Annotated in this window: 11 protein-coding genes; 3 read left to right on the top strand and 8 right to left on the bottom strand. The window is 73.8% G+C overall.

What is annotated here, in order from left to right; all coding sequences use genetic code 11:
- Positions 1-55 precede the first annotated feature (55 nt).
- Entirely contained in the window at positions 56-265 is a 210-nt protein-coding gene (locus tag ACWGIS_RS22480) for a DUF6243 family protein (RefSeq protein ID WP_453364229.1), read from the bottom strand.
- A 410-nt stretch (positions 266-675) separates the two neighbouring features.
- Between ACWGIS_RS22480 and ACWGIS_RS22475 the strand changes: the two genes are divergently transcribed.
- Complete coding sequence (locus ACWGIS_RS22475; protein ID WP_453364228.1) at positions 676-2,079, top strand: MFS transporter; 1,404 nt, start codon at positions 676-678, stop codon at positions 2,077-2,079.
- 45 nt (positions 2,080-2,124) lie between these two features.
- Here ACWGIS_RS22475 and ACWGIS_RS22470 read toward each other — a convergent pair whose 3' ends face one another.
- The 4 genes from ACWGIS_RS22470 to lnt form a co-directional block, all read right to left on the bottom strand.
- Positions 2,125-4,047 carry a helix-turn-helix domain-containing protein gene (locus ACWGIS_RS22470; protein ID WP_453364227.1) on the bottom strand — a complete coding sequence of 641 codons (1,923 nt, stop codon included), beginning with the start codon at positions 4,045-4,047 and terminating at the stop codon, positions 2,125-2,127.
- Positions 4,048-4,113: 66 nt separating this feature from the next.
- Entirely contained in the window at positions 4,114-4,914 is an 801-nt protein-coding gene (locus ACWGIS_RS22465; RefSeq protein ID WP_453364226.1) for a 3-hydroxybutyrate dehydrogenase, read from the bottom strand.
- Between the two features lie 60 nt (positions 4,915-4,974).
- Positions 4,975-5,448, bottom strand: a complete 474-nt coding sequence (locus tag ACWGIS_RS22460; RefSeq protein ID WP_453364225.1) for an NUDIX hydrolase — start codon at positions 5,446-5,448, stop codon at positions 4,975-4,977.
- A 55-nt stretch (positions 5,449-5,503) separates the two neighbouring features.
- Entirely contained in the window at positions 5,504-7,117 is a 1,614-nt protein-coding gene (lnt, locus tag ACWGIS_RS22455) for an apolipoprotein N-acyltransferase (RefSeq protein WP_453364224.1), read from the bottom strand.
- 202 nt (positions 7,118-7,319) lie between these two features.
- Between lnt and ACWGIS_RS22450 the strand changes: the two genes are divergently transcribed.
- Positions 7,320-8,390 (top strand): O-antigen ligase family protein, encoded by a 1,071-nt coding sequence (locus tag ACWGIS_RS22450; protein ID WP_453364223.1) that lies wholly within the window; start codon positions 7,320-7,322, stop codon positions 8,388-8,390.
- Between the two features lie 81 nt (positions 8,391-8,471).
- Here ACWGIS_RS22450 and ACWGIS_RS22445 read toward each other — a convergent pair whose 3' ends face one another.
- Complete coding sequence (locus ACWGIS_RS22445; protein WP_453364222.1) at positions 8,472-9,014, bottom strand: hypothetical protein; 543 nt, start codon at positions 9,012-9,014, stop codon at positions 8,472-8,474.
- Positions 9,015-9,118: 104 nt separating this feature from the next.
- Positions 9,119-9,904, bottom strand: coding sequence for a glutamate racemase (locus ACWGIS_RS22440; RefSeq protein ID WP_453364221.1), 786 nt, complete (start codon positions 9,902-9,904; stop codon positions 9,119-9,121).
- A gap of 58 nt (positions 9,905-9,962) precedes the next feature.
- Between ACWGIS_RS22440 and ACWGIS_RS22435 the strand changes: the two genes are divergently transcribed.
- Complete coding sequence (locus tag ACWGIS_RS22435; RefSeq protein ID WP_453364220.1) at positions 9,963-11,141, top strand: glycosyltransferase; 1,179 nt, start codon at positions 9,963-9,965, stop codon at positions 11,139-11,141.
- Positions 11,142-11,145: 4 nt separating this feature from the next.
- On the opposite strand, the gene ACWGIS_RS22430 is transcribed toward ACWGIS_RS22435, so the two are convergent.
- Entirely contained in the window at positions 11,146-12,465 is a 1,320-nt protein-coding gene (locus ACWGIS_RS22430) for a TerD family protein (RefSeq protein ID WP_453364219.1), read from the bottom strand.
- Positions 12,466-12,570: the final 105 nt, after the last annotated feature.

The raw sequence follows: 12,570 nt of genomic DNA, 5'->3' as shown, positions 1-12,570 counted from the left end.
GCGTGTCGCGGTCCGGGCCCTGCCACGTGCGGTGCCGGCTTGCGCTGCCGGTGCGTCAGCTCTTCGCGGTGTCGTCGCCCGTCTGCCCGGCGTCCTCGGCCGCGCCCGTCTTCTCGCGCATCTTGCGCACCAGCTCCGCCTTCTGGTCCGCGGCACTCCGGCGGTCGAGGTTGCGGTGCGGGCCGTTGTTCTGCCGTTCGGCGCGGGACAGCTTCTTGCGCTGGCCGCCGCCCATGCCCACGGGGTTGTTGATGTTCTTGCTCACGGGTTCTCCCGGATGTGGTGAAGTGTCTACGGATTCATCGGTGGGGGACGGGCGCGGCGACATCGGAGGACGTCAGCAGGGGCCCATCACACTCTCACTCGTGAATCGGCGTCTGGAAGAACATGGGCAAGACGTTACCTGGTCACATCGGCTCCGCCTACCAGCTCTCGCCACCCCGACGCCGGCCGGACCTCCGCTGAGCACCCGGCGGCAGCCGTTCCCTCCCCGAGCCGACGAGGGGGTGCAGCGCCCATTCCGGCCCCTGAACCGCCCTTCCCTGGGTCAGCATGGTGGCCGGACGCATAGGGCCGCCCGGAACTATGTTGTCCCACCACATGTGAGCCTGACCTGCATGTTCCTACGGTGTGCCACACGTACCCGTCCCCACCGCACACGAGGAAGTGGCGCACATGGCCTCCGCAGCATCGGCTCCCCCGACACCCTCCAGTCTCAAGCGCATCGTCGCCGCCAGCCTCATCGGCACCACCATCGAGTGGTACGACTTCTTCCTCTACGGATCGGCCGCCGCCCTCGTCTTCAACGAGCTGTTCTTCCCCAACTCCGAACCGCTCGTCGGAACGCTGCTCTCGTTCCTGACCTACGCCGTCGGGTTCGCGGCACGGCCGATCGGCGCGCTCGTCTTCGGACACTACGGTGACCGCCTCGGCCGCAAGAAGCTGCTGGTGCTGAGCCTGCTGCTGATGGGCGGCGCGACCTTCGCGATCGGCCTGCTGCCCACCTACGGCACCATCGGCGTCGCGGCACCGGTCCTGCTGACCGTGCTGCGCCTCGTCCAGGGCTTCGCGCTCGGCGGCGAATGGGGCGGCGCCGTACTGCTGGTGTCGGAGCACGGGGACGCGAAACGGCGCGGTTTCTGGGCGTCCTGGCCGCAGACGGGAGCGCCCGCGGGCCAGCTCCTGGCCACCGGTGTGCTCTCGCTCCTGACCGCCACGCTGTCGGACGGCGCCTTCGGCTCCTGGGGCTGGCGCATCCCGTTCCTGCTCTCGGGCGTCCTGGTGATGGTCGGTTTGTGGATTCGTCTGTCTGTCGACGAATCGCCGGTGTTCAAGGAGGCGTTGGCCCAGGCCGAGGCCCGCAAGGCGGCGGAAGCGGCGAGCGCCTCGGCGTCCGAGCCCGAGAAGATGCCGCTGGTCTCCGTGCTGCGCCATCACTGGCGGGACGTGCTGGTGGCGATGGGCGCCCGCATGGCGGAGAACATCAGCTACTACGTGATCACCGCCTTCATCCTGGTGTACGCGACCACGTCCGCCGGTGTCTCCAAGCAGACGGCGCTCAACGCGGTGCTGATCGCCTCCGCCGTGCACTTCGCCGTCATCCCCGCCTGGGGCGCCCTCTCGGACCGCGTCGGCCGCCGCCCCGTCTATCTGCTGGGCGCGGCCGGGGTCGGGCTGTGGATGTTCCCCTTCTTCCGGCTGATCGACACCGGCGGGTTCGGCAACCTCATCCTGGCCGTGACCGTCGGCCTGGTGTTCCACGGGGCCATGTACGCGCCCCAGGCGGCCTTCTTCTCCGAGATGTTCGCGACCCGGATGCGCTACTCGGGAGCCTCCATCGGCGCCCAGTTCGCCTCCGTCGCGGCCGGCGCGCCCGCACCGCTCATCGCGACCGCCCTGCTCGCCGAGTACGACGACTCCACCCCGATCGCGCTGTACGTGATCGCGGCGGTCCTCCTGACGCTCGTCGCGGTGGGGGTCGCGAAGGAGACCCGGCACCGGGACCTGGCCGACGTGGCCTCGCCCTCCGACGCGGAGCCCGCCCCGGTGGCCCCGCCCGCGGACGCGCGGACCGTCTGACGCCACCGCACGGCACCGGCCCTCGTACGCACCGTCGTACGAGGGTCAGTGCTGTGCCGCCGACGACAACCGGTGCAGGCGGAGCGCGAGTTGGATCTCCAGCGCGCGGGACGGGCTCTGCCAGTCGTCCCCGAGCAGCCTGCCCACGCGCTCCAGCCGCTGCGCGACCGTGTTCACGTGCACGTGCAGCTCGTCCTTGGTGCGCGCCGGGCTCATGCCGCAGGCGAAATACGCGTCGACGGTCCGCAGCAGATCGGTGCCGCGCCGCTCGTCGTACGCCACGACCTGTCCGATGGTCCGCTCGACGAAGCCGGAGATGTCCCGGTCCCCGGCGAGCAGCAGCCCCAGGAAGCCGAAGTCCTCGGCGGCCGCGCCGTCGCCCGCGCGGCCGAGCAGCCGCAGCGCCTCCAGGGACCGCTGCGCCTCCGCGTAGGCCGCCGCCACGGCTTCGGGACGGGCCGCGAGGTTCTCGACGGGCGGGGAGGCGCCGACCGTGACGGCGTCGTGGACGGCCGTGCCGAGGTGCGCGGCGGTGCGGCGGGCCAGGTCGGTCGCGGTGTCGCCCGGTTCCAGGGGGAGCAGCAGGACGGTGCCGCCGTCGCGGGCGGCGGCCAGACCGCGCCGGGTGCCGGCGAGGTGGGAGGCGGCGGACCACAGACGCCGGCGGGCCTCGGCCTCCTGGTCGGCGTCGGCCGGGGTGCCGCCGAGACGGGCGGCGAGGACCACGTGGACGGCGTCGAGGTCGGCGTGCAGCCGGGCCGCCCGGTCGCGCAGCAGGCGCGGGTCGCGGTCGCGGGAGTCCAGCAGGTCGTCCAGCAGCTCGCCCCGGACCCGCTGTTCGGCCTCGGCGGCCGAGCGTCTGGCGAGCAGCAGCAGGGACGTCACCATCGCCGCGCGTTCCAGGGTGCGCTGGTCGACGGGGTCGAGACCGGGCTGGCCCCGCAGCACGAGGGCGCCCAGCAGTTCGCCGCCCGCCGTCACCGCGGCGATCCAGTCGGCGCCGCGGCGTACGGCGTGGCCCTCCGCGCGGGACGCCTCCAGGGCCGCGTCGGGGGTGGTGCCGGCCTCGGCGAACTCCACGGTGCCGTCGAGGACCTCGGACACCGCGGCCGCCACGTCGTGGACCCCGCCTCCGCGCAGTACGAGTTCGGCGAGGCGGTCGTGGACGTCCGAGGCGCGCTCGATCACCGCGCTGCGGTCCTGGATGATCTCGTTGGCGCGGCCGAGCCGGTCCAGGGCCGAGCGAGTCTCGGTGAGCAGGTTGGCGGTGTCGATGGCCGCCGCGGCCAGGGCGGCGAACGAGCCGAGCAGGGCGATCTGCTCCCGCTCGAAGACGCGGGCGCGCCGGTCCGCCGCGAACAGCACCCCGATCACGTGGGGCCCGATCATCAGCGGCACGCCGAGGATCGCGACGAGGCCCTCGTCCCGCACGCCGGTGTCGATGCTCTGGGTGTGCTGGAAGCGGTCGTCGGCGAAGTAGTCGTCGGTGACGTAGGGGCGGGCGGTCTGCGCGACGAGTCCGCCGAGCCCCTCCCCCATGCCGAGGCGCAGCTGCTGGAAGCGTGCGGCGACCGAGCCCTCGGTGACCCGCATGTAGGTGTCGCCCCTGGCCGGGTCGTTCAGGCTCAGGTACGCGATGTCCGTGCCGAGGAGGGACCGGGCCCGCTGGACGATGGCCTGGAGCACGGCGTCGAGGTCGCGCAGTCCCGCCAGGTCGTGGGCTGTCTCGAAGAGGGCGGACAGCTCCGCCTCGCGGCGGCGCCTCCCCTCCATCTCGGAGCGCACGCGCAGCGCCAGCCGCTTCGCCTGCTCCAGCGCGGCGACGCGCTCGGCGGAGCGGCCCTCGGCGCGGGCCAGCAGGACCGGCTGCTCGTACGCGTCGGCGGACGCGCCGCGGGCCAGGAGCTCCAGGAAGGGCGCCTCGGCGGCGGCGGGGCGCTCGGCGGACTGCACGTGATCGCGGGACATGCTCACAGGATTACCTGTCGGCGGGCCGGCGCCGCCAGCCCTGTGGACAACTCGGCGGCCGGCGCATCAGTGGGCGGTCCAGCCGCCGTCCAGGGCCAGGGACGTGCCGGTGACGTAGGAGGCCTGCGGGCTGCACAGGTAGGCGACGGCCTCGGCGACCTCCGACGGTTCGATGAGGCGCTTGACGGCGCTGTCCCGCAGCAGGATGTCGGTGAGGACCTGCTCCTCGGGGATGCCGTGCGCCCGCGCCTGGTCGGCGAGCTGCTTCTCGACCAGTGGGGTGCGCACATAGGCGGGGTTCACACAGTTGGAGGTGACTCCATGGGGGGCGCCCTCCAGGGCGGCGGTCTTGGACAGTCCTTCGAGGCCGTGCTTGGCGGACACGTACGCCGACTTGAACGCGGAGGCCCGCAGCCCGTGCACCGACGAGATGTTGACGATGCGGCCCCATCCCTGCCCGTACATGTGGGGCAGGGCTCCGCGGATCAGCCGGAACGGCGCCTCCAGCATCACCGTGAGGACGGTGTGGAAGACGTCGGGCGGGAACTCCTCGATCGGGCGGACGAGTTGCAGCCCGGCGTTGTTGACCAGCACGTCGGTGCCCGCGGCGGCGAGTTCCGCCGCGTCCAGGTCGGTGAGGTCGAGCACGTGGGACTCGACGGTGCCCGCCAGTCCCGCGGCCTGCTCGGTGAGGGTGTCCAGGCCCGCCGCGTCGCGGTCGACCGCTCTCACCTCGGCGCCGGCTCCGGCGAGACGCAGCGCGCAGGCACGGCCGATGCCGCTCGCGGCGCCGGTGACGAGGGCGGTGCGGCCGCCGAGGTCGAGAGGCGGGGTGTGGAGACCCGGAAGGGCACTGAGCGCGGTCATGTCTCGACCCTAGGCAGCGCCCGCACCCCTCCCGATATGGCCGCCACCCATACTTCGCCCTCAGGTCATGGGGTCGAACCACGTGGGTGCGTCCGACAGCGCCTGCTTGATCCGGAACAGTCCGAACTCGTTGAGCTCGGGCAGGGCGTCCACGTCGAACCAGCCGACGTCGAGCGACTCGTCGTCGTTGACGCGGGCCTCACCGCCGACGGCACGGCACCGGAAGGTGATGTCCATGTACTGGCACGTGTCCCCGTTGGCGTAGGTCACCGGTTCCAGCGCCTGCACGAGCACGACGCGCTCGACGACGCAGTGCACCGCCGTCTCCTCGAGGACCTCCCGCACCGCGCAGGCCGCGGGCTGCTCGCCCGGTTCCGGGATGCCGCCGATGACCGCCCACTTGCGGGTGTCGGTGCGGCGCCCCAGCAGCACCCTGCCCTCGTCGTCGAAGACGAGGGCGGTGACGCCGGGGAGCCAGAGGAGCTGCCGGCCGGCGGAGGCGCGGATCGTGCGGATGAAGTCAGGGGTAGCCATGGAGCGACCCTAACGGCCCCGCCGCGTCCCCTCCCGGGCGCCGGTGGCCGCCGGGCTACAGGCCGCTGCCGCGTCGGGCGCGGGCCGTCGAGGCGGCGGCCCAGCCGAGTCCGCCCAGCGCGAGCGCCACGAGGACCGTCTCGGGCAGGATCCCGAGGCGGGTCGCGGGTGTCTGGGAGGAACGCAGCGGCACCTTCTGGACCAGCGAGTCCGCGACGAACATCCCGGTCCGCTGGGTGATCCGCCCGTCCGGCATGATCACGGCGCTGACGCCGCTGGTCACCGGGACCGTGACCGTGCGGCTGTGCTCCACCGCCCGGACCCGCGACATGGCGAGCTGCTGGTAGGTCATCTCGCTGCGGTCGAAGGTGGCGTTGTTGCTCGGCACCGAGATGATCTGGGCGCCGCCGGTCACCGTGTCGCGCACCGCCCAGTCGAAGGCGGCCTCGTAGCAGGTGGCGAGACCGACCTGGGTGCCCGCCATGGTGAACACGCCCGGCTCGGTGCCGCGGCTGAAGTCCTGGCGCACCATGGACGTCCAGTCGCCGTTGATGGCGCCGAGGAGCGAGCGCAGCGGCAGGTATTCGCCGAACGGCTGGACCTGCCGCTTGTCGTACGTGTCGACGGGTCCCTTGTCCGGGTCCCACAGGATCTGCTCGTTGTAGAGCCTGCCGTCGCGTTCGACGACACCGCCCACCGAGACAGGGGCGCCGATCGCCCGGGCCGCCCGGTCGATCACGGCGCGGGCGTCGGGGTTGGCGAACGGGTCGATGTCGGAGGAGTTCTCCGGCCACAGCACGAAGTCGGGCCGGGCCACCTTGCCCGCCCTGACCTCGGCGGCCAGCCGCTCGGTCTCGCGCACGTGGTGGTCGAGGACGGCGCGCCGCTGGGCGTTGAAGTCGAGTCCCGCGCGCGGCACGTTGCCCTGGACCACGGCCACGGTGGCCGTGCCGTCCTCCGCCGTGTCACTGACGAGGAGCCGCGCGGCCAGCGCCCCGGCGACCGGGAGGGCCACGCTCAGCAGGGCCACCACGGCCGCCCCGCGCCGTACGGCACCGGTGCCGCGTCGCTCGGCCACCTGGCGGACGACCTCGTACAGCCCGAAGCCGCAGAGCACGACGCCGAACCCGAGGACCGGGGTGCCGCCGAGGGCGGCCAGGGGGAGGAAGACGCCGTCGGCCTGGCCGAAGGCGATCTTGCCCCAGGGGAAGCCGCCGAAGGGCACCCGCGCGCGTGCCGCCTCTCCCGCCGTCCACAGGGCCGCCGCCCACAGGGGCCACCCGGGAAGCTTCGAGACCGCCGCGATGCCGGCGCCGACGAGCGCGACGAACACCGCTTCCACCACGACCAGCGCCAGCCACGGGCCGGGGCCGACCTCCACGCCGGTCCACACCAGCAGCGGCAGCAGGAAGCCGAGGCCGAAGAGGTAGCCGAGGCCGAGGGCCCGCTTCCACGTGCGACCGCGCAGGGTCCAGGCGAACACGGCGAAGGCCGGCAGGGCGAGCCACCACAGGGTGCGTGGCGGAAAACTGACGTAGAGCAGGACTCCGGCGAGCGCCGCGGCGGCGGACGGAACGAGCCGCCGCGCCCACAGGGCGCCGCGGGAGACGGGCAGGGCCTGGGGTCCGAGCTGTTCCGGCTCGTCCACGGAGGTTGCGGTCGCGGTCACCCGGCGAGTCTACGGCGCGTGACCTGGGCCCCGACAGCACGGTCGGCGCCCCCCGGAGGCGGCCGGGCCCCCTCGGGCGCAACGTTTCTGCGCAACTCGTCCACAAACGGCACATCAGCCGTTACGGTGTGCCCACGCCTCTGACGTGCGACCGGAGGCGGTATCGGCGGCCGGGGGGCGTCACGGGTCGGGGGGCGACGGGGTGGGGTCCACGGGGACGGAGTCCGCGGCCGGCGCGTCCGCCGCGGGCGAGAGACGCGGCACCTCGGACGCCACGGGCATGATCGTGCTCGCCGCCTGCGCCGGCTGGGCCCTCGTCACGGCAACAGCACACGACGGCCGGCCGGAGGGTGTACTTCTGGCCGTCCTCGCACTGGCCGCCGGATACGCCTCAGGACGCATCTGCGGCGCGCTGCTCCCGGTCGCCGCCCCCTGCGCGGGAGCCCTGGCCGGTCTCGGTCTCGCGCTCGCCGCGCCGCAGATCACGACCGCCCCCGCCCCGCTGTCCCCGCTCGGGCACACCGGGGCGACCGCCGCGCTGCTGACCCTGTCCGCGGGCGCCGCGTGCTGCGCGGGCTGGGCCGCCCGCTCCTCCGGACCGCGCCTGGCCCTGCTCTCGCTGGCCGCGGCGACGACGCTCGCCGCGCTCCTCGTCGGCTCGACGACGGGTTTCGTCGCCAGTGCCGGGGTGCTGCTGTGCTCGCTGGCGGCCGCCCGCCTGCGCCACCGGGCCCCGGGGCTGGCCGGTCTCGCGCTCGCGGCGGCACTGGTCACGGGCATCACCTGGGCCATGGCCGAGGACAAGCTGCCGGACGGGCCGACCACCGCCCTGGAGGGTCAGCTCACCGAGCACCGGGTGCTGCTGTGGCGGGACGCGCTCGCCATGGTGAGCCGGGACCCGGGGCTGGGCGCCGGCCCCGGCCGCTTCGGCGAGCTGAGCCCCACCGCCGTGCTGTCGCCCCTGCCGGACGGCAAACCGCACTCCGCGGCCTTCCAGCAGGCGGCGGAACAGGGCGTGGTCGGCGTGACGCTGCTGGCCGTGGCGTTCGGCTGGGTCCTGTACGCGCTGTGGCGCTCGCCGCGGTCGACGCCGGTGGCGCTCAGCGCGGGGGCGGCCCTGACGGCGCTGGCCGCCATCGCGGCGGTCGGGAACGCGCTGAGCTTCACGACGGTGACGGCCGGTGCGGGTCTGCTGGCGGGCATCGCCACCGCGCGACCACTGGCGGAGGAGAGGGACGACGCCGGGGAGCGGTCGCGGGAGCCGGCGTTGTGAGGAAGCGGCCCGGAGACGGCCCGGTGAGGGCCTCAAGGCGCCCTCCGGGCCCTGCGGACCCTCCGGCGGAGGCCGTGGGCGTCAGGGCGCCGCGGGCGTCCCTGGACGCAGCCGGTCACGGATGATCCGTACGGCCGCCTCCGCGTTGTCGACGGTGATCGTGAAGGTGTGACCGTCACCGAGGCGCAGGACGACTCCCTCACCGCGCCGGACGATGACCGCCGTCCCCTTCTCGGGACGCCACCGGTATCCCCAGCCGCCCCACTGGCGCGGGGTGACCTGCGGCGCGAAGTCCGCCGTGACCACGTGCGACAGGGGGATGCGGCGGCGCGGCAGGCCGATGTGGCCGCAGCGCACCTCCAGGCAGTCCTTGTCGACCCGCACGGCCACGTGCACGAAGGCGAGCGTGCCGAACAGGATGAGCAGTCCCGCCGCGATGCATCCGACGACGGACATCATCAGCGGCGCGCTGTCCGAGGTCCATGCGGAGTCGACGGCCAGCTCGATACCGAGCGCCAGACAGGCGGCACCACCGAGGGCCGGCAGCCACTGGACGCGGTTCCTCGCGCGTCCCGTCCAGACCTCGGGGTGGGGGGCGTTCTCGCCGTGAAGGTGGTCCCTCATGCGTATGAGACTACTCAGGTTTCGCTCCGCCGGTACCCGGTGGCGGACGGTCACTGCTCCGCCCGGGCGGTCGGCGCCCCTGCGGACCCGCCGGCCGCGCCGGGTCAGTTCGCGGGGCTGAGCGACTGCAGCAGGCGGCCTTCCGCGTAGGCGAGCGCCGCCTCGGGGAGCGTGCCCTCGCGTCCGCCGAGCAGCACCGTCAGGGAGCCGGTCGCGGGGGCGTCCGGGGCGGGGAGCTCACCGATCCGGCGCAGCGCCTGAGCGGCCACGGCGCCGGCCGAGCCGTGCAGGACGAGCGGCGGGAGGCCCGGCTGCTGCACCGCGTCCCGGATGCGCTCCGCGACCAGCTCGTAGTGGGTGCAGCCCAGGACGACGGTGGTGACGTCGGCGGGGGTGCGGGCGGCCGCCGCCGCGATCGCCGCGTCGACGGCCTTCTGGTCGGCGTGCTCCACGGCGTCGGCGAGCCCGGGGCAGGGCACCTCGGTGACGGCGACCCCGCTCGCGAACTCGCGGATGAGGCCCTGCTGATACGGACTGCCGGTGGTGGCGGGCGTGGCCCAGATCGCGACGGGTCCGCCGCCAGCCGCGGCCGGCTTGATCGCCGGGACCGTGCCCACGACGGGCACTCCCGGCTCCAGGCGGGCGCGCAGGGCGGGCAGGGCGCGTACGGAGGCGGTGTTGCAGGCGACGATCAGCGCGGCGGGCTCCAGCCGGGCGGCGGCTTCGGCGACGGCGAGGGCGCGCGCGGTCACGTCCTCCGGCGTGCGGGGTCCCCAGGGCATGCTGCCGGGGTCCGAGGAGAGGACGAGATCGGCGTCGGGCCGCAGCCGGCGTACCGCGGTGGCCGCGGCGAGCAGGCCGATTCCGGAGTCCATGAGCGCGATCTTCACCCGGTCACCATAGACGATCCGTCTCGGCGGGCCGGCGGGGTGGGGCAGACTGCGACGGGTGAGCGCCGTTGTGTGGATCGCCGTGGGATCACTCGCCGCCTGGCTGTGGCTGCTGCTCTGCCAGGGCTTCTTCTGGCGCACCGACGTGCGGCTGCCGCCGTGCCGGGAGCAGGACGAGTGGCCCTCCGTCTGCGTCGTCGTCCCCGCGCGGGACGAGGCCGAGGTGCTGCCGGACAGCCTCCCGTCGCTGCTGGCCCAGGACTATCCGGGGCGGGCCGAGATCTTCCTGGTGGACGACGGCAGCACGGACGGCACCGGGGAGCTGGCCCGGGAGCTGTCCCGGCTGCACGGCGGGCTGCCGCTCACCGTGGGCTCCCCCGGCGAGCCCCCCGCCGGCTGGACGGGCAAGCTGTGGGCGGTCCGGCACGGGATCGGCCTGGCACGCGCGCGTACCCCCGCCTATCTGCTCCTGACGGACGCCGACATCGCACACGCGCCGGACAGCCTCAGGCAGCTGGTCGCGGCGGCGCGCACCGGCGGTTTCGACCTCGTCTCCCTGATGGCCAGGCTGCGGGTGGACAGCGTGTGGGAGCGGCTCGTCGTCCCGGCCTTCGTCTACTTCTTCGCCCAGCTCTACCCGTTCCGGCGGATCGGGGTGCGCGGGTCGCGGACCGCGGCCGCGGCGGGCGGCTGCGTCCTGCTGCGCGCCGACGCCGCCGAGCGGGCGCGGATCCCCGACGCGATCCGGCACGCCGTCATCGACGACGTGGCGCTCGCGCGCGCGGTGAAGGGCGGCGGGGGGCACATCTGGCTCGGCCTCGCCGACCGGGTGGACAGCGTGCGCCCCTACCCCCGGCTGCACGACCTGTGGCGCATGGTCTCCCGCAGCGCGTACGCCCAGCTGCGGCACAGCCCGCCGCTGCTCATTGGCACGGTCCTGGGCCTCGCTTTGGTCTACCTGGCGCCGCCCGTCACGCTCGTGGCGGGACTGGCCGCCGGGAGCGCGGGGGCGGCGGTGGCCGGCGGGCTCGCGTGGCTGGTGATGACGGCGACCTACCTGCCGATGCTGCGCTACTACCGTCAGCCGGCGTGGCTCGCCCCTCTGCTGCCGGCCACCGCGTTCCTCTATCTCCTGATGACGGTCGACTCGGCGGTGCAGCACTACCGGGGGCGAGGTGCGGCCTGGAAGGGCCGCACCTACGCACGTCCGGACACCGCGGTGTACGACGAGGGCTGAGGGCTCACTTCCTGCCGGGGGTCCAGTTCATGCCCCACCCGTAGGCGTAGTCGACGGTGCGCTGCGGGCTGACCCCGCGCTCGGGGATCAGGTAGCGGGCCTCGCGCTGGACCACGAGGTCGCCGCCGTTGTTGGTGATCAGCGCGAGGGCGCAGACGTTCGACGGCACCGTGCACTCGTCTAGCGAGAAGTCGATCGGCGCGCCGTTCAGCGGATGCAGGGTCACCGTGGCGTGCAGGTCGGCGAAGGAGCGGGCCCCCTCGTAGATGGTGACGAAGATGAGGATGCGCCGGATGCTCTGCTTGTGGTCGAGGTTGATGGAGAGGTTCTCACCGCTCGTCGCGGCACCGGTGCGGTCGTCGCCGTCGAGATGGATGAACGGGGGCTGGTGCAGGGCCCCGAAGGCGTTGCCGAGCGCCTGGACGACACCCTTGCGGCCGTCGGACAGTTCGTACAGGGCGCACAGGTCGAGGTCGAGGTCCGAGTGCATCGCGACGGCCCGGCCGAGCTTGCTGGCCCATCCCGAGAACTGCTTGCGCACCTCCCAGTTGAGGTTCACTCGCATGGCGCCGGACGTGCCGCCCTGCTTGGCCAGCGAGACCGAGGGGGACTCCTTGGTGAGCGTGACCTTGGTCAGCCGGACCGGGGTCGTCGGCGGGGCGGGAGGGGCCGGCGGCGGTGCCATGTGGGGCGGCGGCATGGTGACGGGCGGTGCGACCGGCGGCGGGGCGACGGGCCTGGACGTGTTCACGGGCGGGGCGGCCGGAGGCGGCGTGCGGGGCGCGGCGGGCGCCGGGGTCTGCTGCGGCTCGTCCACGGTGATGCCGTAGTCCGTGGCGAGTCCCTCCAGGCCGCTGTCGTAGCCCTGTCCGACGGCGCGGAACTTCCAGGCGCCCTGACGGCGGTAGAACTCCCCGAGGACGAAGGCGGTCTCGACGGTCGCGGCGCTGTCGAAGCGGGCGATCTCGGTGCCCCGCGCGTCGAGCACGCGGATGTACAGGCCGGGGATCTGCCCGAAGGTGCCGCCGTCCGTCGACGCGGCCAGGACGATGGTCTCGATCGCGGGCTCCACGCGCGCGAGGTCGACCGAGAGCGTGTCGGTCGCCTGGCCGCCCGCGCTCCCCTTGCCCTCGTGGCGGACCGCGCCGGAGGAGTGCACCGGCTGGTTGTAGAAGACGAAGTCGCCGTCCGACCGCACCTTCCCCGAGACGAGCAGCAGCGCCGACGCGTCGGCGTCGGGCACCCCGGGTCCGGAGGACCGGCCCAGTTCGACCCGCAGCGCGGCCGTCGGCACGGCCACGTTCGACCCCTTGGACATTGACATGTACGCCCCCATCACCGTCTTCGCACCGCGCCACCCAGGACAGTGCAGGAGGTCCGGCCGGCTCGCCGGACCCGTTCGGCCAAACCTATTCCTCCGAGCCCCGAA

The sequence above is a fragment of the Streptomyces sp. NPDC054842 genome (assembly GCF_053611025.1).
The sequence above is the reverse complement of the archived record's forward strand: the minus strand, read 5'-3'. Positions and strand labels throughout refer to the sequence as shown.